This is a genomic window from Lysinibacillus sp. K60, assembly GCF_019731275.1.
Lineage (GTDB): Bacteria > Bacillota > Bacilli > Bacillales_A > Planococcaceae > Lysinibacillus > Lysinibacillus capsici.
Genome location: NZ_JAASJR010000018.1, coordinates 32,654 through 57,830, shown reverse-complemented (window position 1 = coordinate 57,830; position 25,177 = coordinate 32,654). Strand labels below are relative to the sequence as shown.

The 25,177-nt window shown below is 37.3% G+C and carries 23 protein-coding genes and 1 pseudogene; 7 read left to right on the top strand and 17 right to left on the bottom strand.

The genetic code is table 11. The annotated features are described in order from the left end of the window. Positions 1 to 678: pseudogene (locus tag HCH28_RS23780) on the top strand (amino acid degradation protein); the annotation flags it as partial. A gap of 100 nt (positions 679 to 778) precedes the next feature. Next, on the top strand, positions 779 to 2,275 hold the full coding sequence (locus HCH28_RS23775) for an alanine/glycine:cation symporter family protein (RefSeq protein WP_221683387.1): 1,497 nt from the start codon (positions 779 to 781) through the stop codon (positions 2,273 to 2,275). 96 nt (positions 2,276 to 2,371) lie between these two features. On the opposite strand, the gene HCH28_RS23770 is transcribed toward HCH28_RS23775, so the two are convergent. The 7 genes from HCH28_RS23770 to HCH28_RS23745 all read right to left on the bottom strand — a co-directional run bounded on the left by HCH28_RS23770 (position 2,372) and on the right by HCH28_RS23745 (position 6,979). Further along, positions 2,372 to 3,331: a methyl-accepting chemotaxis protein gene (locus HCH28_RS23770; RefSeq protein WP_255601754.1), complete on the bottom strand. Its 960-nt coding sequence runs from the start codon at positions 3,329 to 3,331 to the stop codon at positions 2,372 to 2,374. Positions 3,332 to 3,462: 131 nt separating this feature from the next. Then, on the bottom strand, positions 3,463 to 4,647 hold the full coding sequence (locus HCH28_RS23765) for an NAD(P)/FAD-dependent oxidoreductase (RefSeq protein ID WP_221683385.1): 1,185 nt from the start codon (positions 4,645 to 4,647) through the stop codon (positions 3,463 to 3,465). Between the two features lie 45 nt (positions 4,648 to 4,692). Beyond that, positions 4,693 to 5,121, bottom strand: a complete 429-nt coding sequence (locus HCH28_RS23760; RefSeq protein ID WP_004227758.1) for a helical membrane plugin domain-containing protein — start codon at positions 5,119 to 5,121, stop codon at positions 4,693 to 4,695. A gap of 83 nt (positions 5,122 to 5,204) precedes the next feature. Further along, positions 5,205 to 5,336 (bottom strand): hypothetical protein, encoded by a 132-nt coding sequence (locus tag HCH28_RS25245; RefSeq protein WP_255349861.1) that lies wholly within the window; start codon positions 5,334 to 5,336, stop codon positions 5,205 to 5,207. Positions 5,337 to 5,442: 106 nt separating this feature from the next. Then, a complete protein-coding gene (locus HCH28_RS25525) occupies positions 5,443 to 5,598 on the bottom strand; it encodes a helix-turn-helix domain-containing protein (RefSeq protein WP_370635401.1) in 156 nt (51 codons plus the stop codon). Between the two features lie 272 nt (positions 5,599 to 5,870). Then, positions 5,871 to 6,167: a cupin domain-containing protein gene (locus tag HCH28_RS23750; protein ID WP_221683383.1), complete on the bottom strand. Its 297-nt coding sequence runs from the start codon at positions 6,165 to 6,167 to the stop codon at positions 5,871 to 5,873. Positions 6,168 to 6,358: 191 nt separating this feature from the next. Continuing rightward, a complete protein-coding gene (locus HCH28_RS23745) occupies positions 6,359 to 6,979 on the bottom strand; it encodes a TetR/AcrR family transcriptional regulator (protein ID WP_221683382.1) in 621 nt (206 codons plus the stop codon). Between the two features lie 124 nt (positions 6,980 to 7,103). On the opposite strand from HCH28_RS23745, the gene HCH28_RS23740 reads away from it, so the two are divergent. The 3 genes from HCH28_RS23740 (at position 7,104) to HCH28_RS23730 (ending at position 11,483) form a co-directional block, all read left to right on the top strand. Then, on the top strand, positions 7,104 to 9,290 hold the full coding sequence (locus HCH28_RS23740; protein WP_221683381.1) for an MMPL family transporter: 2,187 nt from the start codon (positions 7,104 to 7,106) through the stop codon (positions 9,288 to 9,290). A gap of 143 nt (positions 9,291 to 9,433) precedes the next feature. Next, positions 9,434 to 10,294: a PucR family transcriptional regulator gene (locus tag HCH28_RS23735; RefSeq protein ID WP_221683380.1), complete on the top strand. Its 861-nt coding sequence runs from the start codon at positions 9,434 to 9,436 to the stop codon at positions 10,292 to 10,294. A 106-nt stretch (positions 10,295 to 10,400) separates the two neighbouring features. Next, positions 10,401 to 11,483, top strand: coding sequence for an ABC transporter ATP-binding protein (locus HCH28_RS23730; protein ID WP_221683379.1), 1,083 nt, complete (start codon positions 10,401 to 10,403; stop codon positions 11,481 to 11,483). 119 nt (positions 11,484 to 11,602) lie between these two features. Here HCH28_RS23730 and HCH28_RS23725 read toward each other — a convergent pair whose 3' ends face one another. The 8 genes from HCH28_RS23725 to HCH28_RS23690 all read right to left on the bottom strand — a co-directional run bounded on the left by HCH28_RS23725 (position 11,603) and on the right by HCH28_RS23690 (position 20,327). Further along, positions 11,603 to 12,484 (bottom strand): MurR/RpiR family transcriptional regulator, encoded by an 882-nt coding sequence (locus HCH28_RS23725; RefSeq protein ID WP_221683378.1) that lies wholly within the window; start codon positions 12,482 to 12,484, stop codon positions 11,603 to 11,605. Between the two features lie 51 nt (positions 12,485 to 12,535). Beyond that, positions 12,536 to 13,441 (bottom strand): N-acetylmuramic acid 6-phosphate etherase, encoded by a 906-nt coding sequence (gene murQ / locus HCH28_RS23720; protein ID WP_221683377.1) that lies wholly within the window; start codon positions 13,439 to 13,441, stop codon positions 12,536 to 12,538. Positions 13,442 to 13,461: 20 nt separating this feature from the next. After that, positions 13,462 to 14,460 (bottom strand): N-acetylglucosamine kinase, encoded by a 999-nt coding sequence (locus HCH28_RS23715; protein WP_221683376.1) that lies wholly within the window; start codon positions 14,458 to 14,460, stop codon positions 13,462 to 13,464. Further along, a complete protein-coding gene (locus HCH28_RS23710; RefSeq protein WP_004227733.1) occupies positions 14,447 to 15,274 on the bottom strand; it encodes a carbohydrate ABC transporter permease in 828 nt (275 codons plus the stop codon). The genes HCH28_RS23715 and HCH28_RS23710 overlap by 14 nt, the downstream gene beginning before the upstream one ends. A gap of 12 nt (positions 15,275 to 15,286) precedes the next feature. After that, positions 15,287 to 16,234, bottom strand: a complete 948-nt coding sequence (locus HCH28_RS23705) for a carbohydrate ABC transporter permease (protein WP_221683375.1) — start codon at positions 16,232 to 16,234, stop codon at positions 15,287 to 15,289. 86 nt (positions 16,235 to 16,320) lie between these two features. Next, complete coding sequence (locus HCH28_RS23700) at positions 16,321 to 17,634, bottom strand: ABC transporter substrate-binding protein (protein WP_221683374.1); 1,314 nt, start codon at positions 17,632 to 17,634, stop codon at positions 16,321 to 16,323. Next, positions 17,631 to 18,650 carry a serine hydrolase domain-containing protein gene (locus HCH28_RS23695; protein ID WP_221683373.1) on the bottom strand — a complete coding sequence of 340 codons (1,020 nt, stop codon included), beginning with the start codon at positions 18,648 to 18,650 and terminating at the stop codon, positions 17,631 to 17,633. Before HCH28_RS23695 ends, HCH28_RS23700 begins: the two co-directional genes overlap by 4 nt. A 162-nt stretch (positions 18,651 to 18,812) precedes the next feature. Next, positions 18,813 to 20,327, bottom strand: coding sequence for a DHA2 family efflux MFS transporter permease subunit (locus HCH28_RS23690; RefSeq protein WP_221683372.1), 1,515 nt, complete (start codon positions 20,325 to 20,327; stop codon positions 18,813 to 18,815). A gap of 157 nt (positions 20,328 to 20,484) precedes the next feature. On the opposite strand from HCH28_RS23690, the gene HCH28_RS23685 reads away from it, so the two are divergent. After that, a complete protein-coding gene (locus HCH28_RS23685; protein ID WP_009373341.1) occupies positions 20,485 to 21,396 on the top strand; it encodes a TetR/AcrR family transcriptional regulator in 912 nt (303 codons plus the stop codon). 106 nt (positions 21,397 to 21,502) lie between these two features. Here HCH28_RS23685 and HCH28_RS23680 read toward each other — a convergent pair whose 3' ends face one another. Together HCH28_RS23680 and HCH28_RS23675 are read right to left on the bottom strand one after the other, a co-directional pair. Then, positions 21,503 to 23,146 carry a sensor histidine kinase gene (locus HCH28_RS23680; RefSeq protein ID WP_202342935.1) on the bottom strand — a complete coding sequence of 548 codons (1,644 nt, stop codon included), beginning with the start codon at positions 23,144 to 23,146 and terminating at the stop codon, positions 21,503 to 21,505. Next, entirely contained in the window at positions 23,143 to 23,844 is a 702-nt protein-coding gene (locus HCH28_RS23675; protein WP_221683371.1) for a response regulator transcription factor, read from the bottom strand. Before HCH28_RS23675 ends, HCH28_RS23680 begins: the two co-directional genes overlap by 4 nt. 103 nt (positions 23,845 to 23,947) lie before the next feature. Here HCH28_RS23675 and HCH28_RS23670 point away from each other — a divergent pair, with 103 nt between their 5' ends. Next, positions 23,948 to 25,093, top strand: coding sequence for a DUF418 domain-containing protein (locus HCH28_RS23670; RefSeq protein WP_221683370.1), 1,146 nt, complete (start codon positions 23,948 to 23,950; stop codon positions 25,091 to 25,093). Positions 25,094 to 25,177 lie beyond the last annotated feature (84 nt).

The following is a 25,177-nucleotide window of genomic DNA, read 5'->3' as shown; positions in this document are numbered from 1 at the left end:
ACAGCGGCTGAGGTAATGGCTATTTTTGAGGAAGTTGCGTTACAGGCAATGGCTGCTTGCAATGCGCACTATCAGGATATTTGTACAAGAGAAAATGTTCAGGGTGTAGGCAAGGTAAAGGTCTTACGCTACGAGGCATTATTGGAGCATGCGATTGATAAGTTAGGAGCTGAGGAAGTACAAGCGATTAAGCTGCAGGTTCAGCAGCATCCTGCATGGGATGATCGTGAAAAATCGATTCGTATTGTGGATCAGCTCATGATTCGCTGTCAGGAATTAGCACCTGCCACAGTCCTGTTATATGCACCACCTTACTATCCAGCCATTAATTCATCCAACCATCCATTAGTGAAACAGTCGATTGAATTAATGAAGCAAACAGCTCAAACATTTGATATTGAGGTGGAGCAGATCCACTACTTTAACGGAATTTGTGATTTAAGCTATGTCAACTATTCAGATGCATCTAATGAGTGGCTAGCATTTGAGCGGAACACACCCGTATGGGGCGATACGTATCATATTCCATTCAAAGAGATGGCGGCATTACAAGGTCCTGTCTTAAATGTCGGCCCATTTGGTAAGGATGCCCATCAAAAAACAGAGCGATTACATGTGGATAGTGCGTTTAAAGAGATGCCTATTATGATTGATACATTGATTAAAAGTTTATTTTAAGTAAAAGAAACTTCATTCAAAATAGCTTTCATATCCTCTCATTTAAATTGTTACCTAATAATCTAAGATGACACAGTACAAAATAGAAAGAGGTTGTTATATGGATTTTGCCGCTTTAACAGGTAAAATAGCAGGGATTATCTGGAGTAATGCATTAGTTTATCTTTGCTTAGGAGCTGGCGTTTACTTTTCGCTTATTATGAAGTTTCCACAGCTACGTCTCTTCAAAGATATGATTAAACAATTATTTAATAGAAAAACTTCGGCAAATGGCGTTTCATCTTTTCAAAGCTTTGCAATGGCATTAGGTGGACGTGTCGGTATTGGGAATATCGCTGGTGTAGCTACAGCAATTTATTTTGGAGGACCAGGGGCTATCTTTTGGATGTGGGTCATAGCCTTTTTAGGAGCTGGTGCTGCCTATATTGAGTCCTCGTTAGCCCAGGTTTGGAAACAAGAAATCGCAGGAGAGTATCGTGGAGGACCCGCATACTATATTGAAAAGGGTTTGAAAAATAAGCCATTTGCTATATTATTTGCTATCGCTACTATTATAGCAACTGGTTTCACTGGTTCAGGTGTTCAAGCCTTTAATATTGCTGATTCTACAAAAAATGCCTTCGGGATTTCACCAATAATTACAGGTATTATTGTTTCCGCAATATTTGGATTTGCTATTTTTGGCGGTATTAAAAGGGTTGGAAAAGTTGCTGAATATGCTGTACCGTTTATGGCAACTGCTTACATACTTCTTGCATTCATTATTTTATTTATCAATATAAAAGATGTACCTGCAATATTTGCTTTAATTTTCAGCTCTGCCTTTAATTTAAATGCTGCATTCGGTGCTGTTTTTGGAAATGCAATTATGTGGGGTGTAAAAAGAGGGGCTTATTCAAATGAAGCAGGTCAAGGTACTGGAGCACAGGCAGCTGGTACCGCAGAAGTATCTCATCCTGCTAAACAAGGACTTGTCCAAGCATTCTCGGTCTATGTTGATACACTACTTGTATGTACAGCTACAGCCATTATGATCATCTCCACAGGCAGTTACAATATTGCCCATCCTAATGGGGGATTTTTGGTTGAGAATCTACCAGGAGTTGAAGCAGGTACGGCATTCGCACAAGAAGCAATTAACTCATTCATTCCTGGTTTAGGAAGTCCTTTTGTGGCTGTCGCTGTATTTTTCTTTGCAATAACTACTATGCTTGCTTTTGGGGTATACACGGAAAGTAATGTTGCTTACTTATTTAGAAACAATAAAAACTTTGCTACTATTGCTATTGTCGTAAAAGTACTACTAGTTATCTCAATCTTTTTTGGAACAATTCGTTCCTCATCAACTGCTTGGAATCTTGCTGATATCGGTGTAGGTACACTTGCATGGTTAAACCTAATTGCTATTATCTTATTAACAAAGCCAGGTTTAGCTACATTAAGAGACTATGAAGAGCAGAAGAAGTTGGGTCTTGACCCAGTCTTTATTCCCGAAAGATGTGGAATTAAAGATGCAGAATTGTGGAATGAAATCACTGAAAAAAACTATCCAGATCAATTAGCCGCATTAAAAGAAAAAGTTGGCGACTTGAAATAATTAAATGAACCCTGTAGTAGTCACTAAGAAGTTGAAAAGTTGCCGCTATGCAGGGTTCTTGCTTTTTAAATTTCCATAGAATTTAAGTTAGATTATCTATCTTTCAGTTGGGAAATGCTTTACTTGATCAACTGCCTCTAATAATTTTTTTGTTACCATTTCTGATTCATCAATATGGCTTGTTAGAACGCGATTTGTTTCATCAAATAAGGCTGTCGTCCTATTAAATTTATGCATAACGTCTTCGTTTGATAGCTTCTGCTCTTTAATTGAAGCTAATAGCTCATTTATTCCCGTTTGAACATTTGTCATAATATGCAGCAATTGATCAATTTTTACTGATGTTTTAGCACTTTTATCAATGCCTTCCGTTACTAGCTGCATATTATTTTTATTATCCTCGTAAGCAAGTCCAATTTGTTCTTCTATTTTCTTTGTTAAATTAGCAATATCTTCTGTGCTTGTTTTCGTATTTTCAGCTAATTTGCGAACTTCCTCGGCAACAACCGAAAAGCCTTTACCATGCTCCCCTGCTCTTGCTGCCTCAATAGATGCATTCAAAGCTAGTAAATTGGTTTGATTTGATATTTCTCCAATAACATTAACAATTTCCGCTATTTGCTTTGAGCGCTCACTTAAATTACTCATGCTTAAAGATGTTTTTTGAGACTGCTCTCCTAACGCATCAATCAAATGCTCTACCTCCTGAACAGCCTGCTTACTTTCAACCGATAATGTCATCATTTGATCCGAGGAAGAGATTAATAAATCGCCTTTATCTAGGGCATTTTCAGAAATTTTATTGGATTGAATTGTGCTATCCTCCACTTTATTAAACTCTCCTACAATATTTGCGACCATTTCTCCTAAAATAGTATGCTGGTCATTTACCTTGTTATGTTGTTCAATAGTTTCAATGATTTCCTTATGTAACTCATTTAAAAAAATTTGAAATTCATGATCTTTCTTATCCAGCTTTGCATTCAGTTCATCAATTTTAGCCTTAAATTGCTCTATATCTACTTTTTTTGATTGAAACATTGTTAACACAGCCATCACCTCAGAAAATAGAATATGAATATGTATTTATTTTACTGGATTTAAAGTAATTAATATACATTTTAAGAAAAAAACAAACACTCACTACTAACAACGACATAGCGTGATAGTAGTGAGTGTTTTGTTTTTTAATAGGCTAAACCAAATAAAGCTTTAATATGTGTTAAGTAACGAATATTAGAAGCTTCTTTCATTAATGTTGCAGGAAGGCCTTTAAGCTCTGTGTTGCTCGCACCAATTGTAGCAACAGCATCTTTACGACCTAAGCTTGCAAGTGTGCCAGAGTTTACAGCTGAGAATGCTTTCATGTCTTGGTTTTTGTATTGTGCAAATACATTATAACCAGCACATTCACCCATTTGCCATGCAACTTGTGCTGTTGGAGCGTATAGTGGACGACCTCCATCAGCTGGTAGGGCAACCGATGCATCACCAATAACAAAGACATCTTCGTGAGATGTAGATTGTAAGAATTCATTAATCGTTGCTTTGCCACGATCAGCAGCTAGACCTGATTCGCCTACGATTGGAAGTGGAGCTACCCCACCTGTCCAAACAAGTGTATTTGCAACAATTGGTTCACGATCTTTTAAAGAAATAACGTTGCCGTCAACACCTGTTACTGGTGTACCTGTAATAAATTCTACGCCACGTTTAGTTAAGCTTTCAGTAGCACGATGGATAAGTGTATCTGGAAGAACTGGCAAGATTTTCGGACCAGCTTCAACAAGTTTAATTTTAAGATCAGCAAAATTAACACCATGCTTTGCAGCGATTTTCGGGAAGTTGTCCACGATTTCACCAACAAGCTCAACACCTGTTAAACCGCCACCACCAATAACGATTGTTGCATCTGCTTCATCTTTAGATTGTGCATATGCTTCAATGCGGTCTTCAATATGTTTGTTGATTTTATTGGCATCATTTACTGATTTAAGAACCATAGAGTTTTCTTCTAATCCTGGGATACCAAAGAATCCTGTTTGGCTACCTAAAGATACTACAAGTGTGTCGTAAGTTAATGTATAACCATTATCTAGATCAACTTTTTTAGTATCAACATTAAATTTGGATACTTTCGCAATGTGTAGGTCAATATCTAAACCTTTAAAGATTTTTTTAAGTGGTAATGCAACAGCACCTTCTGCAATTGTACCACCAGCTAAACGGTGAAGCTCAGTGATAATTTGGTGTGTTGGGAATTGGTTTACTACAGTGATTTTAGCTTCATCAGCTGATAGATACTTACGTGCTGTTAATGCAGTTAAAACGCCAGCGTAACCTGCACCTAAGATGACGATTTCTTTTGACATGATTAATTAATCCTCCGTCCTTACGAATTGAATTTACCTTGAGTCTTATTTGGCTTTGCGTTCTGAGCTTACTTGTAAGAAAGCATTAACAAAACGGAAAACATTTTGAACTTGAGGGTCTTTTAACATTTTCACAAGACCGAATAAACCAATTACTTCATGGCTTTCAGATGCACGGTCTTTCGCTTCAATTGCAGTTGCTGCAAGGTTTTTCGCAGAGCCAACTACAGGACCAGCGATTTCTGTTACTGCTCCAACAGTATCGTTTTTAAGCACTTCGTCTGTTGCAACAGCTTGAGCAAACTCATATGATTTCGTTAATAATGTCATCATTTCAGTTAACTTCGGTAATTGCTCAACTAAAGTTGTAAGTGATTCTTGAACTTCAGGCTTTAATAATTGATCTAGTACATCTAATTGCTCTTTACTCACAGTTACTTGTTCAGCCTGTGTTTGGTTATTCGTTTCTGACATTTTGAACTCTCCTTTGCCATCACTAGTACTATTTTTTATTGCTTACATGTAAAAAAGACCATTAAGGTAAAACTTAACAGTCGTTACAGCGTATATCTTACACAATCACCAGTCACAAGGGCTGGATAGCGATTCGTATGACTTGTTATTACAATGTTTACTTTAAATCGCAAAAAGCGCATCATAATACCATCCTTATCTTGTCTTGGTGACATTACAACCTTCATTATAAGACTGTTTGTACATTATTTCAATGAGCTATATCACAATTTCGACAATCTTTTCAAAATTCATTGATTTCATCAACTATTAACTGTCTTGCTATAATAAATTTTCCAACGCATCATAATTTTTATTGACAATTCTTTTTCCTGTCATCTCTATATACCCTTCTTTTTGGAAAGCAGATAATCGACGGCTTAAGGTTTCTCTAGTAGTATTCATTAAGGAAGTTAAATCTTTTTTGTTAGTGTCAATAGAAATGTATCATTCTTGGCTAACGAAGCAGATTTTAGAATAAAGGAAGCAAGTCTTTCACTCACTTCTTTAGAAACAGCTTTACTCTAATGATTTTTCGTCTCCTCTATACGAGCAGAAAGCTGGGCTTGTGCAACTGTTGTATCAAACGTTTATGAAGCATAAACAGCTTCTACAAGGCATCTCTATCGTTGCACGTCTGTCACCACATAAAATTATAGTTCTTCAAAAATGAGCATATAAAAAGCTCCATATAAAGTAGGAGCTCTTCTTTATTTTAATTTAATTACAATAACACGAACGTCTGTAATTGCTTCTAAGCTGTGCTTTTCAGATGGTTTTAAAGCTAAAATTGTATCTGGTGTCAAAATTTCCTCCACACCTTCAACGATAAAGCGAGCTTCACCAAATTGAACAATAATTAGCACTTCATTGTCCGCATGATGCTCAGGAATTTTTTCACCAGCACGCAATTGAATGTTCAAAATATCTGCACCAGCGATACTCCCTAATTTACCAATATGTTTAGTCTTTTCTTCTAGCATTGCTTGGATTGAAATAATTGTCATTGTCATTCCCCCATTACGGTTGTCCCTAGTTTTAGGCTAAAATAGTTTCTTTTTGAGTTACGATGTTCCACTACTTTCTAGGCCACACCCCTACTATAATGAAGAATCGCTCTAATTGTCTGTGACTTACATCACTAAAAAGAAGTATCCCAAATACAATGAGATAACTCCTTTTAAAAACCTATTTTGTGTTAACGTTTTTCAACAGAAAGCCAGAAGAAATTTGTTACTTCCTTTGCCGTCACATTTACTGAGCCTAGCAAAGTTTTACCATCGCCATCTTTAAAATACCCTACAGTCATTAATGCCATAAAGTTATGAGCGAAAAACTTTGCATTTCCTTTTCGAATTGTGCCCTTTTCCATCTCTTCTTGCATAGACTGCTCTATTGTTTGATACATACCATTTTCGGATGCTTGAACTTGTCTCAGCTGCGTTTCCGAAAGATTGATGGTAGCCTCTTTCATAAAATTTTTCATATCAATATCGATCGTGGCTGATAAATGAACTTCAACGAGCTGTTCGAGTCGTTCTTTAAATGGTTTAGGCTGCTCTAAAATTTGTAGAATAGATAGCTTGATACGATCCATCATAGCAATTAAAGCAGATGTATATAAATCCCCTTTAGTTGGGTAGTAGTAATAGACAGTCGCCTTTGTTACGTTACAAGCCTTTGCTACATCATCCATTGAAATATTTTTGTAGCCCTCTTTAATAAAAAGTCTTGTGGCCGTTTCAAGGACAATATCTTTTGTAGGTTTCGCATTTTCATCATGGCGAGGTCTTCCGAGAACACGCGGTGATTGTTTCAACAAGTTCGCCTCCTTAATTAAGCATTCTTTTTACGCATATTATAACATATTAATATTTATGGATTGATTAATTAACCTTCTAGTATATATAATTAAGTCACTTACATGAAATGGGGGTCTTTTGATGAAAAAACATCCACTTGAGCAATGGGGCTCAATGGTTGCAAGTAAAAAGGGAAGATTATTAGCACTAGCTTTTTGGGTGTTATTAGTAGTTGTATTCTCATTTGCTTGGCCACAAATCAATAGCATAGAAAGTGAGTCAGGCAAAAACTTACCTGACACGGAAATGTCTGAGCAAGCTGCGTCCATTATTGCAGAGCAATTTCCTAATGATGCTGGAACACCTCTATTGTTGGTGTGGCATCGCGAAAATGGCTTAACACCTGATGATTTTTCGGCTATACAAGGTGTATACAAAGAGCTGCAAGCAAAGCCCTTAGCCCATCAAACAATGGTTCCACCATTTGATCAAATGCCACCTCAGGCTTTAATGGCTTCCGCTTCCGAAAATGGTACAACAATTGTTACACCTGTATTTTTTGAAAAAGGTGTCGCAACAGATATGCTACAGGATAGTTTAGATAAGCTGACAAAAATAATGGAAGGATATCAAGTCCAATTAGATGATAAATTATCAAGCGATGCACTCCATGTGCGCTATTCTGGGCCAGTGGGGATTGCCACTGATGCTGTCAGTTTATTTTCACAAGCAGATGTGAAGCTATTGATCGCAACTGTATTACTCGTTTTGGTATTACTTATTATTATTTATCGTTCTCCATTGCTAGCTATTATTCCTTTAATTGTTGTAGGGCTTGCCTATGGTGTGATTAGCCCGACACTTGGTTTTTTTGCTGAACAGGGATGGATAGATAAAGATTCACAGGCAGTTTCCATTATGACTGTTTTACTTTTTGGTGCAGGTACTGACTATTGTTTATTTTTAATTTCAAAATATAGAGAAACACTCTTTGAGGTTGAGGATAAAACGGTCGCAATGAAGCTAGCTGTCAAAGAATCGGGTGGTGCTATTTTAATGAGTGCCCTAACAGTGGTTATTGGTTTAGCGACCCTTAGTCTTGCCCATTATGGCGCATTTCAACGCTTTGCTGTACCATTTAGCTTTGGGGTTCTTGTCATGGGGGTCGCAGCACTTGTTGTCCTACCTGCAATTCTTGTCCTTATTGGGCGAGTAGCGTTCTTCCCCTTCACTCCTCGGACTGAGGAAATGGCCAATAAAAAGGGCAAGAAACAGCATAAGCCTTCACATAAAGTCAGTCATAAAATTGGTCATTTTGTTACCCATAAACCTTGGGTCGTTATCGCTGTAACTGTCATCTTACTTGGAGGATTGGCGGCATTTGTTCCGCGAATTCAATATACATTTGATTTGCTTTCATCCTTCCCAAAAGATATGCCTTCTAGAGAAGGATTTACATTAATAGAAGAGAATTTTTCGCCTGGAGAGTTAGCACCTGTTCAATTAGTAATAGATACAGAAGGTACTGATATTAATATCCAGCAACAACTTGAAGCTATCTCTTATATTGATAGTGTGGCAGATGTACAAATTGGCGAAAAAAATAAAAATATACACTTGTATGAACTCAATTTCAATGCCAACCCTTATGCACAGGAGTCATTAGCTCATATTCCTGAACTACAAAAAGAGGTTATTAAAATACTAGAGGAACAAGGTCTCAACAACGCTGAGAAACATGTTTGGCTTGGTGGAGAAACAGCTAGTCAATATGATACACAACAAATAACTAAGCGAGATGAAACAGTAATCATGCCAACCATGATTGCCTTAATCGCATTATTATTATTTGTCTATTTACGTTCTATTACAGCAACTGTTTATCTATTAGCGACTGTTATTATTTCTTATTTTGGGGCATTAGGCGCTGGATGGTTAATCTTACATCATATCATGGGGGCCGAGGCAATTTCTGGAGCTATCCCATTGTATGCTTTCGTGTTCTTAGTAGCTCTCGGAGAAGATTATAATATCTTTATGATCTCAGAAATTTGGAAAAAGCGTAAAACCACTGACCATTTAACGGCTATAGAAGAAGGTGTTGTCCGAACAGGAAGTGTTATTACATCTGCTGGACTCATCCTAGCAGGTACATTTGCGGTGCTGGCAACATTACCGATTCAAGTGCTTGTTCAATTTGGTGTTGTGACAGCAATTGGTGTATTGCTCGATACATTTATTGTACGACCATTACTTGTACCAGCTATCACAACAGTACTAGGTAAATATGCTTTCTGGCCAGGTAAGCTATTTAAAAAAGATGCCTAAATAGATAACATGGACATTAGCTAGGTATGATTGTCATACATGCTCATGTCCGTGTTTTTTTTATATTAATACTATAAGCATTTCATCATATAATTATAGTAAATTGACCTTATTACATTCTATTTAAATAAGGAGTGGCATGCATGGATCTTCAAAAATTACAGCAACGTTTCCCATTATTAAGCCCCTTCTCAGGTAGAACTGATGGAAATTATGTATTTAATTTCGACAATCAGCTTTACGAAATTCCAATACACACAATGACACAAAATGAATATGAGCTATTGCGAATATTCTCAGAACCCACTGTCTTATCCGATAACTATGATATAGTTTGGCTTGACTATTTAACAGATAAAACAGATATTGCTCCAACTACTCTTCCTATGCATCGTTTGTTATTTTTTCACTTTGATAAAGACTTTACAACACCTACATTATTGCGTTCAGTCTTCGAAGCTTTACTCGGGAATGATATTATACTGCTATCGCTTCAGCCACAATTATTTGTCATAATCGAATGTATCGACTGCCATGAGTTTTTAGATTTGGCTCATTATGTTAACCCCATAATGGCGGACTTAGAGGCTCATTTTAAGATTTTTGTTTCTGATGTTATACACAACATCACCACGACCAAGGAACGATTTAACTGGTATGTTCACCTTCTACCATCCATTTGGACTTATACACCAAAGCATATACTCACACAGCAAGAGCTTTTAGTGCCATATGTAACGCAGCATCTAGCCTATCAAGAGAAAGAGATTTTTATCTCCTCTATCCTAAAAAGAGCCACTTCTCAGCCAGAATTACTCCATACAATCAAGAAATTGATTGAATGCGATGGAAATATTACATTAGCCTCTAAAAAAATGTATATGCACCGTAATACCTTACAAAATCGCCTAGAAAAATTTCAACAAATGACGCAAAAGGATATTCGGCAATTTTCTCATCGACTAGAAGTTTATCTCGCAATTATTTTCTTAGAATCACTTTAAGACCAACTGCACAAATTATGCCTTCAACACTGTGCAAGCTTTCCATATCACTCTATTCTAAAGTCATTTACAATGAAAATATGACTTGAAAAGGGGTGCAGTATGTATGGCGGAATTACGGTTAGAGCATATCTATAAGATTTACGATAAAAATATCCAAGCCGTAACTGATTTTAATTTGCATATCCATGATAAAGAATTCATTGTGTTTGTAGGTCCTTCTGGCTGTGGTAAGACCACAACTTTACGTATGATTGCTGGCTTAGAGGATATCTCAAAGGGAGAACTATACATTGACGATGTTTTCATGAATGATGTGGAATCAAAAGATCGTAGCATCGCAATGGTATTTCAAAGCTATGCTTTATATCCACATATGACAGTCTATGATAATATGGCATTTAGCTTAAAGCTACGAAAGGTCGATAAAAAGGAAATAGATCGTCGTGTTAAAGAAGCTGCTAAGATTTTAGGATTAGAGGATTATTTAAAAAGGAAGCCGAAAGCTCTATCTGGTGGACAACGTCAACGTGTTGCACTGGGAAGAGCACTTGTCAGAGATGCTAAGGTATTTTTAATGGATGAGCCTCTTTCGAATTTGGATGCCAAATTACGTGTACAAATGCGAGCAGAAATACAGAAGCTCCATCAACGAATTCAAACGACAACGATCTATGTCACACATGACCAAACAGAGGCTATGACGATGGCTACCCGTCTAGTAGTGATGAAGGATGGCCTCATACAACAAATCGGGACACCTAAAGATGTATATAATACACCCCTAAACATGTTTGTGGCAGGCTTTATTGGTTCACCATCCATGAACCTCTTCCACTGTCGCCTAACAGATACCGAGATCCTTTTAGGTGAGCAAAGCTTCCCTATTCCCTCCTTATACCTATCATTATTAAAGGAAAAAGATTATTTAGGGAAAGAAATTGTTATGGGTATACGTCCTGAGGATTTACAAATTACTGATATTATTTCTCCTTACACGTTCACTGCAACAATTGATGTTGCAGAATTACTAGGAGCAGAAACTTATCTCTATTGTTCTTTAGCAAATCAAAACTTTATTGCTCGAGTACAGGCTGATAGCAATTTGCATCCAACTGACAAGGTTTTCCTAGTTATGAAGGAAGAAAAGATCCATTTCTTCAATCCTCAAACAGAGGAGCGTCTTTGATAAAAACATGCATTGCTCCCACTTGAAAGAAGGGAGTTTTTATATCTGACTCGTCAAATAACTTTGCTGAATTAAGATAAAAAACGAAGACGGTGCTATAGCTAATAGCATCGTCTTCGTTACTTTATTTTATTTTTTCGTTTAGCCACTTTTTTATGCAATCTTTGTATAACAGAACGTGTTTCATCTAAATAATCCACTGTCTGCTCATAGGCACTCGTTACTACTCCCATAAATAAAATGTCAATGACAAGTAACTGCGCTAGACGTGAGGAAGTGGCACCACTTCTAAAGGTTGCTTCAACATTGGGAGATACATATAAACAAATGTCTGCTAGGCTAGACACTAGTGAACTACCATAGCGCGTTAAACTGATTGTAGTGGCTGGTGTTTGGCTAGCTATTTCAAGGATTTTAGCCACTTCGTGCGTTTCTCCTGAGAAGGAGATACCTACTACCACATCCCCCTTCTGTGTATTGACAACGGCTGTAGCTCCTAAATGCAAATCCACAAATGCCCTACTATTTTTATTGATTCGTAAAAATTTTTGATCTGCATCCATTGCTGCTATACCTGATGCACCCACTCCAAAAAATATAATTTTATCGGCTTGTGATAAGGCCGTTATGGCACGTTCTAATTCAGCAATATCTATTAAATTAGCTGTTTGTGTCAAAATTTCACTACTTTGCATCGTTACCTTCTCTACAATCGATGGCAACGCTTCATTCGCCTCAATATCCCGATCTTCAATTTTAGCATGTTGTAAATCACCAGCAATGCGCAATTTCAGCTCTTGAACACCACTAATATTTAACGATTTACACAGCCGAATAACTGCTGCACTACTTGTTTGACTTGCCTCTCCTAGTTCAACCGCAGTCATTTTTATAGCCTGTGTTGGATGTGCTAATATATAGCTGGCCACCTTTTTTTCGGAGAGTGGAAGCTTTTCGCACATTTCAGCAAGCATAATTAAACCCGCATTTATTTTTTCCATTTTTCCAGCTCCATCTCTAGATAAAAGGAAGTTATCCACGCACCTCCTTCCTCAATATTTCTTTAGTGCCACCGCTCTACGCACATGCCCTTCTGATTGAGCAAGTAATTCCGTTGCCTCTTCAATCGTTGCATTCGTTAGTAGCACCACAATCGCGAGCTTTACTTGATAATTGTTTTGCTCTAGAACACTTTCAGCCTGACTATAAGAAACACCCGTTACCTCACAGACGATTTGTTTGGCTCTCTCACGCAATTTAAAATTACTAGCATGAACGTCCACCATTAAATTTTTATAGACCTTTCCAAGCTTAATCATGGTTGTCGTTGTAATCATATTTAATATTTGTTTATGAGCTGTTGCAGCCTTTAGCCTTGTAGAACCTGTTAAAATTTCTGGTCCTGTAATCACCTCTATAGCAATATCTGCATGCTTACTAATAATAGAATGAGCGTTGCTGACTAAGCTGATTGTTTTTGCCCCTAGTTGTTGAGCATAGTTTAATGCCCCTTTGACAAAAGGCGTTCGACCGCTTGCTGCAATCCCTATTACTACATCTTGGTTTGTTAGCTGCTGTTTCTTTAGTTCAACCTCTCCTAATGAAAGATCATCTTCTGCACCTTCTATGGCAATCATTACTGCATCTACTCCTCCAGCCAATATTGCCTGCACAAGCTTTGGTGACGTACTAAATGTAGGTGGACATTCTACGGCATCTAGCAAACCAATTCGCCCACTTGTCCCTGCACCAACATAAAATAATCTACCGCCATTCTTTAGTGCATGCACAACAGCTGTGATAGCTTGCTCGATTTCAGGTAAAACCTTTGCTATGGCTAATGGTACTTTTTTATCCTCTTCATTCATCAGCTTTACAATTTCAATAGTGGACATTAAGTCTAGGTTTGTCGTATCTGGATGATAGCCTTCAGTCGTCAGTTTTGTCATTCGTTCCATTGAAATCAAATCCCTCCATACTATTTTTCATGGATACTCATCCAAGTTCCTTTTACCTTTCGTTGTAAAGTCTCTGTGATTGGAATTCCTTCACTGAGAAGTCCATTAACGAAAGCTCCTATAACAGGTGGCACCTCTGGCTGTATTAGTCGATTAAGTATTTTAGCAAGCTGTAATTTTTCTCGAAAGCATTGAACAAAATATAAATTTTCGAATAACCCTCCACATAGGACAATAGAGTCACCTTTTAGCTGCGGCTCTTTTTTCAATATTATTTGGATGAATTGAGTTAAATGATGTATAGCGTGTTCAATAATTTTTTGTGCCCTATCATTATTTTGCTCTGCTAAACACAACACTACACGAGCTATAGAGGCTATGAGTACACGTGGCTGTGGATGCTCATAAACATGCGTAATAATTTCACTAGGATCTTTTAACGCTAGCTGCTCCAAAATAGTCGCTGTAAACAGATCCTCATTCACGCCAATAGCATCATAATGTCGCGTAATAAATCGCAATGCCTCTTGCCCAATATAGTACCCACTGCCCTCATCCCCTAATAAATAACCCCATCCTCCAACACGACTAACTTGATGATTTTTTCCAACCGCATATACGATGGAACCCGTTCCTGCTATCACAACAAGCCCTTGCTGTGTAAATGTGCCGCTAGTAAGGGCCGCTACCGCATCATTGGTGATGGTTATCTTACAGGAGCTAGCAGGGAAAAGGAAGCTAATCCATTGCTCCCATCGTTCTTTATCTAATTGGCGATCGCCCCCTGCCACACATAAGAACACCGTAGCAATATCATTATTTGTCGCATCTATCTTTTGTAGTAACGTGGCAAGAAGCTTGATAATATGTAGCCTTACCTCGTCTGGTGAGGTTGATTTTATATTCGTTCCAGCTCCTTCAACAAAAGCTAGCACTTCCCCATTTCTTGTCCCAATCACTGCACGGGTTCTCGTCCCACCACCATCGATCCCAATAATATATTGCCTATTTAATGGCACCAGCCGTCAGTCCCTCCATAAATTGCTTTGAGGCAATAAAGAATAATAGGATCATTGGTAATGAAGCTAATGTTAAACCTGCAAAAAGAGAGCCCCAATCTGCCGAATGCTCCCCAAAAAGTGACATCATTCCAACAGGTATCGTCCGTTTCATTTTTTCTGTAATAAAAATAAGAGGAAAGAAGAAATCATTCCATGAAGCAATAAAATTTATAATCACCACTGTTCCAAGTGCAGGTCTCATTAACGGTAACATTACATGCCAAAGAACCCTTAAGTTCCCCGCCCCATCTATACGGGCTGCTTCCTCCAATTCATAAGGCATCGTTTTAAAAAAGCCAGTTAAGATCAGCATGGATAGTGGAATACCTGTCGCCATGTTCATCAAAATTAAAGACCATAAGGAATTTATCAGCCCTAAATCACGCATTAAAATAAAGAGCGGTACAATCCCCAACTTTATAGGAATCATCATGCCTAATAAAAAAATAAAGAACAATGCCTGATTCCAAGAGAATTTAAAGCGAGCAATATAAAATGCAGCCAATGAACAAACAACCACTATTAGTACAACAGATACAATACTGACAAATAGACTGTTTAGAAAGTACGTGGTAAATGGAATTTTTGCTAATAATGTACGGTAAGTATCTAAGCTAAAGCTAGTCGGTAAACCCAATGGATTTTTATAGATGTCCACGCTCTTTTTAAATGAAGATAAAATCATTAACAAAATTGGATATAAACTAATGGTCGCCACCGTAAACACCACAAGATAATAAAATGGTCGAACCCAAATAGCGCCTTGCTTCACTAGACTCACCCCTTACATTTGAACATCCCTTTTATTGGCAAAGCGTAAAAATAGCGTGGTACAAACTAATATAAATAAGAATAGTACTGTAGCCAACGCCGAACCCAACCCAATAGCTGTTGTGCCAGAAGCGGTAGAGCTACCAAATGCTAAGCGATAGAAAAACACTGCTAACGTATCTGTAGAATAGTAAGGCTCTCCCATGGAGCCCTGCATTGCATATACTAATTCAAATGCTTCAAACGACTGGATAAATGTTAAAATGCCCATGATCATTATTGATGGCACCATTAAAGGTAAGTAAATTGTACGCAATAAAGTAAAGCCCTTAGCGCCATCTAACTTTGCAGCTTCGACTAACTCACTTGGGATCCCTTGAAAGCCAGCAAGAAAAATTAAGACACCAAAACCTAATCCAAACCAACAATTGACTAAAATAATGGCGATTAATGCCGTTTTGGGGTCACCAAGCCAAGCCTTTTGTAAGGTCTCAAGACCTAATTTCTCCAAAATGACATTTAAAGTACCAAAATTAGGATTGAGAATGAGCTTCCATAAGAAACCTACAACAATAACTGATAATAAACGCGGTAGAAAGAAAGCAGCCTTAAAAAACTCTGCTCCTTTAATTTTTTGATAAATAATAAAGGCAAGAAAGAAAGCTAATCCATTCATAACAATCATTTGCACTACAAAATAGAGGACATTATGTTTAAAGGCATTCCAAAACATAGAGCCATAGGGTTCTGTCGTAAAAAGCGTCACAAAATTTTGGAAACCAATAAAATCACCACGAGCCATCCCTTTCCATTCAAAAAAACTATAGGATAATGCCGCTATTATCGGATAAAGTACAAACAACCCATAGATTATCAGTGCAGGGATAGGAAAAAGATGGATAGTCCATCTTACTCTAGATTTCCTTCTTCTTACTGATGAAGCTGTATATTCCCTTATCATGAGTAGCCTCCTTTTACTAATCATGAAACAACAAGACCCCTAAACTCCTTATAACACTTTAGGGGTCTGCTGACTTGATGCTTTCATTATTTTTGAAATGGCGTAAACCAAGTTTTAGCGTTTTCCTGTACTTTTGTGGCAACCTCTTCAGGCGTTACTTGATCTAAATACATACCTTGTAGCTCACTTTCAAGCAAGCTCTTTGTTGTTGGGTCCCCACCAGTAAAATTAGTTACCCACATATATGGCGTTGCTTCATTTGCAGTCGATTGACTAATAGCATTTAACAATGCATCGTCAGAGGTAATACCAGGAATAGCACTGATCATAGAAAACTCTTTTACAAACAACTCCCCAAATTCCTTAGTTGTTAAAAATTCTAAAAATACTTTAGCCGCTTCTTTATTTTTCGAATTAGCATTGATTGCAAATGAGCCATCTACCCAAGTCGTCACTGTTGTATTACTCTCTTTAGATGGAATAGGAAAATAACCTAAATCTAAATCTGGATTCATTTCTAATACAACAGGAATTTCCCAGCTACCTAACGGGAACATAGCCGCGTCTTCTAGCGCAAACAAAGTCCGGATATCATCCATTCCTAAGCCTTCAGAATTGACAGGAAAATACTTTTTCAAGTCATTCATTACTTGAATGGATTCAATAAACTGCGGATCTGTAAAATCCTTTTCTCCTGCGAGCACTGCTTGATAAAAGTCATTACCCTCATAAACAGCAGGACCGACAATACCGTGTAGCAACGATAATAGCCAGCCTTCTTTTGTACCCATTGCAATTGGTGTAATACCCTTTTCTAATAATTGGTCATTTAATGCCATGAATTCATCCCATGTAGTAGGAATGTCAAGATTATTATCTTTAAAGATCTTCTTATTATAGAAAAATTGTGTAGAGCTTAAGTTAATTGGTACACCGTACTGATTCCCTTCGTCATCGCGAGATGCCTTTAATGCTTCTTCAGGAAATACATTCAATCCATTTAAGCCGTTTATTTTCTCAACATAACCTGCCTCCGCAAGCTTCAATCCAGCTGCATAAGGACGTAAGTGAAAAATATCTGGACCCTCTCCAGCCTGTAATGCCGTATTGAGGACTGTATTATATTCAGTATTTTTAGTTGGGTTAAATGAAACATGTATTTCAGGATGTTGTTCATTGAATAAAGCAATCACTTTTTCATACTTGGCAACATCTTCTGTGCGCCAACTCCCTATTGTTAGCGAAACCTCTTCAGTTTTCGGTTTCTCTTTATTATCAGGTGTTGTTGAGGTCGTTATTTTCTCATTCGTGTTACAGCCTACTAAACCCACAACGAGTAATAAAAGAAGCAGCAATAACCATTTACTCTTTTGTCTCATACCAGCAGATCCACCCTTCATATCAGTAATTTTTCATAAATCATCGTATGAAGCTTCTCTCTAATCCTTCCCATGTTTGTATTTCTCCCATAATGCACAGCATTCGTTAGTAAAATGACAAATGCCTTTTTTACAGGGTCCATCCAAATACTCGTGCCTGTAAATCCTGTATGACCAAATGAACCCTTGCTCCACCTCCTACCAAAACAAAATGATGCTTCATCTCCTCCCCATACCTCAAACCCAAGACCCCTCGTTTTAAAAGTTTCCGTATAGGCAAGCTCTAACCATTCATATGGAATCACACTTTGTTGCTTGATCCCCAACCAAATTTCTGCATACTTTGCTAAATCCTCTACACATGAAAATAAGCCTGCGCTACCAGCAATACCATCTAGTAATAAAGCTTTCTCATCATGGACTATTCCCTGCACAAATTGACCTGCCACCATTTCTGTAGATGCTGCAAGCCTTCTTGTATGCACAGGCAGTTGAAAAGATGTATGATGCATGCCCCATGGCTTAAAAACTGCTTGCTCTACAAAACTTTTTAATGAAATGCCAGTAACTTTCTCAATCACCTTTCCTAGAATAATCATACCTAAATCACTATATTGCACTTGTTCATTTGGCTGCCAAACTACATCACTTGCCAGTACCTCCTGAAGGATGTCACGCTTATGATGTCTCTTAACTACAGGTGTTAAATCTGCTGGCAATCCTGAGCAATGCTGCAATAAATGCTGGATTGTAATAAGGGGATATTTAAAATCAGGCAAATAGGTTTGAACTGGATCTGTTATATAAACTTGATTTCGACTCATCAGGAGTAAAACAGCCGGGAGTGTTGCGACAACTTTTGTTAAGGAGGCTAAATCAAACAACGTATTACTTAAAATAGCCTGCTCGCTGCCATCCACAGCTGTATAGGCTCCATAATTGCCTGAAAATAGCCTTCTTTCTTGCTGCTGAACAATTAATACAGCACCTGGAATTTTCTGTTCTTTCACTAAGCCAGTTATATATGCATCTACCAAGGAAGCACCCCACTATGAAATATCTAAATTTTCTGTAAATTAGTATTATCATATAAAATAAAATGATGAAAAATAACACCAATCCTAAAATTTTTTTTCATTCGGGCTCAAAAAAAAAATCCCTAGCTAGTAAATGTTTACTTACTGGCTAGGGATACTTGTTTATTTAGTTGGTTTTTTTAAATCCATTGACGCTGCTGCGCTTTCAATTTTTACGCGTTTTAAGAAGAATGCAAGCACGACTGCAATTACTGTTATACCAGCGGCAATTAAGAATGAGTGTGTAATACCATCTAATAAGGCCGTTTGCATAATTTGATCTTGCATTTGTTGCATTTGCTCTGCTGTAGGTGCTGCACCTGCTTGTGCCGCATTTGCTTTTGCCTCGACAATTAATTCCTCAGCTTTGGCTTTTGTACGATTATTCATGAATGTAACTAAAATTGCACTACCAATTGCTCCTGATACCTGCTGTAATGTGTTGTTAATAGCTGTACCATGTGGATTCATCATTTGTGGTAGTTGGTTTAAACCGTTTGTCATAATAGGCATCATGACCATAGACATACCGAACATACGGATTGTGTACATCGATACGATAAATGTGTAGCTTGAATCAATTTCTAGCTTTGTTAAACCGAATGTTGCGATTGTTGTAATCGTTAATCCAATAATGGCCAACACACGTGGACCAAATTTATCGAAAAGCTTACCAGTGATTGGTGACATAATCCCCATGACAAGTGCCCCTGGAAGCATCATCAAGCCTGCTTCAAATGGTTCGATACCACGAATAGACTGTACATATGCTGGTGTTAAAATCATCCCTGAGAACATTGCCATAGAGACAATAACTGAGATAACTGACCCTAAAGCAAACATTGGGTATTTATATATACGTAATTCCAATAATGGCTCATCCATTTTCAGCTGTTTAACAACGAAAATAATTAAAGCAATGAAACCGATTGTAATCGTGCCATATACCCACGGACTTGACCAACCTTTATCCCCTGCTGTACTAAAGCCGTATAAAATACCACCAAATGCAACTGTTGATAAAAGTACTGAAAGGAAATCTAAGTGAACTTCACGTGTCTCCATCACGTTTCTTAGTTTCCAAACGCCAAATAATAAACTAATTAAAGCAAATGGAATAATCATTTGGAAAAGCATACGCCAATCATGATGTTCCACAATATACCCTGATAATGTAGGACCAATTGCTGGCGCCATAATCATAACTAAACCAAAGATCCCCATTGCTGCTCCACGCTTTTCTTTCGGGAAACTTGTTAGCATAACGTTCATTAAAAGTGGTGACATACTAGAAGCTCCTGCTGCTTGCACCATACGACCTGCTAACAGCACGCCAAAATTAGGAGCGAAACCTGCCATAATTGTACCAATTGTAAAGATAGACATCGCTGTAATAAATAAATGCCTATTTTTAAAGCGTGTCACAAAAAATGCTGAAGCAGGCACTAAAATACCGCTCACAAGCATATACCCTGTTGCTAACCATTGTACTTTTGAATAGGTGATCCCAAAATCTTTCATGATTGTTGGTAATGCTACATTCAACAATGTGTTATTTAGAAAAGCAACAAAAGCACCCACAAATAGAATAGCTATCATGCCATAAGGGGGCTTTTTCATTGTTTGCTCACTATTCATTTATATCCCTCAATTCTTTCTTGTGTTTTACGATAAAACTTATTTTATACTCGTAGTCTACTTTTTTCAACAAATAAGTTTATATTTTTTATAAACGTTGATATATAAGCGTTTCAAGTGTAGAATAAGAGTATAATATTATAAAAAAGGTGAGGTTATGAACAAAAGAAAAAGACAAATTATAACAGCAGCACGTGAACTTTTTATTGAAAAAGGCTTTCTAGATACATCGATTAATGACATCATCAATGCAGCTAAAATCTCTAAAGGTACATTTTATAATCATTTTACTTCGAAAAATGAATGCTTAATCGCCATTTTAGATGAAGGTCGTGAAGAAGCTAGTAATCGTCGCCATGAGCTCATTTATGGCAAAGACCCTACAGATTTAGAGGTATTGACGCAGCAAGTCGCTGTTCTCATGTATGTCAATCGTGAACATAATTTAGTACAGATATTCGAATCCATCTTCCAATCAAGAGATAAAGAACTAAAAAAAATTATTATTAATTACCATTTACAAGAACTAGAATGGCTCGCCAATCGTCTAGTACAAGTCTTTGGAGAAGAGATTAGCCCTATTAGCTATGAATGTGCAGTTCAAACACTTGGAATGATTAACCTCACTCTACGCGCTGTCTTTATTGCCGATTATAAATATATCAATCGAGAAGCTATTGTACGTGTAGCATTGCGCAATATTAGCGTAATTATACCCACTATGCTTGAGTCGAAAGAGATTATCGTAAGTGTTGAAATGATTAATACCATTCAAAATGTCGTGAACTATAAAACCGTTACAAAAGAAATGGTTATTGAACAACTACAAGGATTTACAAAGGGATTATCAAATAATGAAACAATGGAAGGTTTGGAGTATGCACAATTCTTATTAGAAGAATTGCAGAAAGAAAAACCAAAGCTTTTTATCATCGAATCACTTCTAACACCTTTTCGTAAGGCTTTCGTCGGCACTGAACATATCGCAGAAGCCCGTGACATCGCCAATAACTTATGGCGTTACGTAAAAATTGAACAGCCCGCTGAACGCTGTACGAAAAATAAATAAAAAACGAGGTATCAAATGAATACTTTGATACCTCTTTACTCTGTTGAATGAAATTAAGTTCTATGACAGACTTTTGTCTAGTATTAAGAAAACACAGTGATTCACCTTAATGACATTGAAATTTTAGCACAAAGATTGTCCCATTTTGACCTGAACGAACACTAATTGTGCCATTGTGTAAATCAATGAGCTGCTTCGTAATGGCTAGTCCTAGCCCTGTTCCTGTAATATCGTCTGTTGTATTCGTACCTCGATAATAGCGTTCGAATAGATTATCGAGCTCCTCCTGAGGAATACCTGGTCCTTGATCAGCAATGGTAAGCATCACTTCTTTACCAGTATGTTGTGCTTCCACAATTACCTTCGTTCCTTCAGGTGTATATTTTTTCGCGTTAGTAATTAAATTATCCATTATTCGCTTGAGTAAAAGCTCATCTGCTTGTAACAACACATCACCATACACCTTCACACACACCTGTTCGTCTGCAAATTGTGGTAGCCATGTTGCTAGCGGCAGTACCACTTTATCTAGCTGTATGGCTTTATTTTTTAATTGATACGTATACGTCAAATCCTGAATCAGTGCGTCCATATAGGTTGCCTTTTCCTGCATGGTTGTTGCAAAAATACGCATCTCTTCCTTTGTCCACTCATAATCCTCCGATGCCAGCATCGTTGAATAGCCGTAAATTGAGCTTAACGGGGTCTTTAAATCATGCGATAAACCTGTTATCCACTCCTCCCGTAATTGCTCTGCATGCTTGATTTGCCTTTCATTTGAATCAAGTCGCTCCGATAAGTGATTGAGTGACTCTTCTACAGGTTGGAACAGTTTAAATTTTCTTTTCAACTTCCCTGTCTTTTTATGATGGATTTTTTTGTCACTAATCTCTCTGTAATCGAATTGGGTAAGTCGCTCAATGCGCGATATCACATAGACAAGTGGTCGCACGAATTGACGTGAAATACTAATAGATAAGAAAATAACACCCAACAGCAAAATAACATGTCCCCCAAAGAAGATAGAAACAAACAGTACCATTGCCTTATTAAAAGGCTCTTCAAATGGCTTATACGATGGATTAGGCATTCTTACAACAAATGTCCTATCGTTGGCTAATGTTGTACTTTGCTTTAACTCCGCATGCTCGAAAATATCGTATTTTTCCTCTAGTAATTGTGGCTTATTTAGCTTCTCATAACGTTCGCCTATGACCTCAATCCGATTCCATTGCTCGTCATAAATTTCAACACTAGCTTTATTTTCTTTTAGACGTTGCCGTGTTACAGCTGAAATGTCCCCTGTTGCTGTCCAGTTTTCAAGTGCCTCCTCAAAAAGTGGTTGCACAGGAGTAGTCGGAAGAAATAATAAGTAGTAATTCGGCAATTCCCATGTATGCATGCCTGGTTGCTGCAATGCCAATATTTCACTATCTGACTTTCCACATAGGCCACAGGTATCTCCTGTATAATCAACAATCGTCATGGTTGGATCAAATAAATACAGCTGTCCAACATTTTCTTCAGCTCTCTTCACTAAATAATCAGCAATTTTAACTGTCTTTCCTTTCTCTACAACTGCATCATCTTCGATTTCAAAGGAGCTCATCACATGAATGTTGTCACCAACACGGTCATTGATAAAAATGGCAAAAAACACCAAGCTTATAATAAAACCTGAAATGATCAATAGATAGAATATGATGAAATACGAAACAAAACGGAGTGTTAATTTTCCAGCTGGCTTCATGAAGAAATGTCCCCAACAAGCTTATAGCCAATGCCTCTGACAGTAATAATGCATGTCGGCTTTCCAGGATTTTTTTCTATTTTTTCTCGCAGCTTTCTTATATGTACCATCACTGTATTATCATCAAATAAGCAATCACCCCATACACGTTCGTATATTTGCTCTTTTGATAACACTTGCCCTGCATTGTCACATAAATATTTTAATAAATGAAACAACCGACCACTGATTATTTCCTTTACACCATCTACCTCGATTTCTGCTGCATCACTGTCAAATGTAAAACGTCTGCAAGTAAATATGTGATTTTCTGGTACACTTTTTTTCTTCATATAACGGACTAGCTGCACTTTTACTCTTGCTACAAGCTCTAAGGGGTTAAACGGTTTTGTAATATAATCATCTGCACCATTCATAAAACCACGAAGCTTATCTGCATCACTACTTTTTGCGGTTAAATAAAAAATAGGGGCATCACTTTTTTCTCGAATACTATTCGCCATATCCAGCCCACTTCCATCTGGTAGCATGATATCTAATAGATAAAAGTCAAATGTTTTAGTATTCATTTCTTCTTTTGCTTCTTCAATTGTATTACATAAGGTAATATTGTTAATTCCTTCTTTTCTTAAAATGATTTCAATCATTTCAGCAATGGCACGTTCATCCTCTAACACTAAAATTGATGCTTCCTGCATTTCCTCACCTACTTTTAAGATTACTTTAAGGTAGTCATTATTTCACCATAAGCTTCCCTATTTATTATATGTATAAGATAACCAATTAAGGAGATAAAACGCAATGACAACTAATCGTGTTACTTTCATTGATACAATGCGTGGATTTAGTTTATTTGGCATCTTAATGGCAAATTTGCTAATCTTCCAATTCGGGATGTATGGCAAAGATGAATTAAAAAATCTTTCTACCTTAGATAACGGGGCTTTATATTTTGTAAAAGTTGTGATTGAAGGCTCATTTATGCCCATCTTCACTATTTTATTCGGCTTCTCACTTATTAAATTAATTGAATCCATCCGCAGAAAAAAGAATAAAAGCCGCTGGTCTATTTTACGTCGTGCAACAGGATTAATTGCCCTTGGCTTATTACATTCTATTTTATTGTGGGAAGGCGATATTCTATTTTCTTATGGCTGTATGATGTTATTTTTAATCCCATTTATTAATCGTAAACCAAAAACTTTATTTATTTGGGCTGGCATCCTATTTGTATTAACTACGGCGTTAACATACGGCTCTATGGAAACATCTAAAAAAGAACAAAAAGAGATAGAGACATACATCGAGCAAGCGGATGATGTTTACGCTAACGGAAGCTACTTAGAAATTTTTGATTTTAGAGCTAATGCTGAAGTACCAGGAATGGAGGATTCTTCATTTATTTTCATTATATTAATTTTTGCACCTATGTTCTACGCACCACTATTCCTGTTTGGGATGGCGCTCGCTAAAAAGCAAGCCTTCGTGGAGATGAACAAGGAAATGAAATGGTATAAGCTAGGTGCTCTTCTTGTACCCATAGGACTCGTATGTAAAAGTGTAAGTTTTATAGAAAGTAAAAGTGCATTTTCTTCTATCTTATTAATGGGCGGCTCCCAGTTATTAGCGATTGGCTATGTTTGCCTCGCAGCATACATTTATAACACCCGTCCAGTTCAACTACTAGCTCCTGCATTTGAGAGCGTTGGCAAACTATCACTAACCAATTATTTACTACAAACCATCATTTGTACAACTGTTTTTTATGGCTATGGCCTTGGCTTATATGGCAAATTAGGAGTCTTTGGCGGAATCCTTTTTGGAATCATTGTTTATAGCTTGCAATGTGTTTTCAGCCTTGCCTATTTAAAGAAATTTAAACGTGGTCCCTTTGAAACAATCTTACGAATATGGACAAATTGGTCTTGGACTGGGCAAGTAAAGTAACACCCCTCAAACAAGCAAATTAGAAAGGAATATTTTTTATGAATAGTGACACAAAAGAAGACTTTACAGACTCATGGTGGTTTT